The following is a 1,175-nucleotide window of genomic DNA, read 5'->3' on the forward strand; positions in this document are numbered from 1 at the left end:
GGTCACCATATCGGCACGACTCAACACCAGCGGATGGGCATCGGCCACCGCGATACCCAGGCCGCAGGCGGCCATCACCGGCAGATCGATGGTGTCATCGCCCATATAGGCAGCCTGCTCCGGGCTCAGCCCCAGCTTGGCCAGCAGCGCTTCGAAGTGAGGCAGCTTTTTATCAGCCCCTTGCACCACATGAGCCACCCCCAGGCTTTTCATCCGATCGCTGACGATACGGGAGTTGCGCCCGGTGATGATGGCGATCTCGATCCCGGCATTGAGCAACGCTCGCATGCCCGCACCATCGCGGGTGCAGAAGGTTTTCAGTTCTTCGCCGTTGTTTCCCATGTAGATGAGGCCGTTGGAGAGCACCCCGTCCACATCGCACACCAGCAGGCGGATTTGCGCCGCCTTGTCGAACTGGCTGCGCGTCACCGGACCATAGAGGGTCGGTACGTTTTGCATCAAATTACTCCGGCTTTCAGCAGGTCGTGCATGTTGAAGGCGCCGAGCGGGCGTTTCTCTTCATCCACGACCAGTAATCCGTTGATTTTTCTCGTTTCCATCAGCTTGACGGCTTCCGCAGCCATCATCTCTGGACCTACGGTAACACAGTTGGCCGTCATCACACGGCTGATGGGGGTGTGATGGATATCGATCTGCTGGTCAAGAATGCGGCGCAGGTCGCCATCGGTAAAGAGCCCGGCCAGCAGGCCATTGCCATCGACCACAGCTGTCATACCGAGCCCCTTGCGGCTCACTTCCAGCAGCGCCTGGCTGATGGTGGCATCTATCCCCACCCGGGGCAACAGATCGCCACTGTGCATCAGGTCGCCGACCCGCAGCAACAGACGCTTGCCAAGGGAACCGCCCGGGTGAGAGAGGGCGAAGTCATCGGCGGTAAAACCGCGCGCTTCCAGCAGAGCGACCGCCAGGGCATCGCCCATGACTAAGGTTGCCGTGGTGCTGGAAGTAGGTGCCAGCCCCAGCGGGCAGGCCTCTTTCTCCACCTTGATGCACAGATGCACGTTGGCCTCTTTGGCCATGGTGGAGGCGGGATTGCCGGTCATGCAGATGAGCGGAATGCCGCGGCGCTTGAGTACCGGCAGCAGGGCCAAGATTTCGTCGCTCTCGCCGGAGTTGGAGATAGCGATGATAAGGTCGCCGCTGGAGATCATCCC

Annotated in this window: 2 protein-coding genes; both read right to left on the reverse strand. The window is 60.9% G+C overall.

The features are described from left to right. Positions 1–459: 3-deoxy-manno-octulosonate-8-phosphatase KdsC (gene kdsC, locus DBR30_RS04215; RefSeq protein ID WP_108588197.1), on the reverse strand; the 459-nt coding region annotated here is incomplete at its 3' end. Beyond that, positions 459–1,175 (reverse strand): KpsF/GutQ family sugar-phosphate isomerase (locus tag DBR30_RS04220; RefSeq protein WP_108588198.1); only part of this gene is annotated, 717 nt, incomplete at its 5' end. The genes DBR30_RS04220 and kdsC, both read right to left, overlap by 1 nt.

The sequence above is a fragment of the Aeromonas sp. HMWF017 genome (assembly GCF_003061465.1).
Lineage (GTDB): Bacteria > Pseudomonadota > Gammaproteobacteria > Enterobacterales > Aeromonadaceae > Aeromonas > Aeromonas veronii.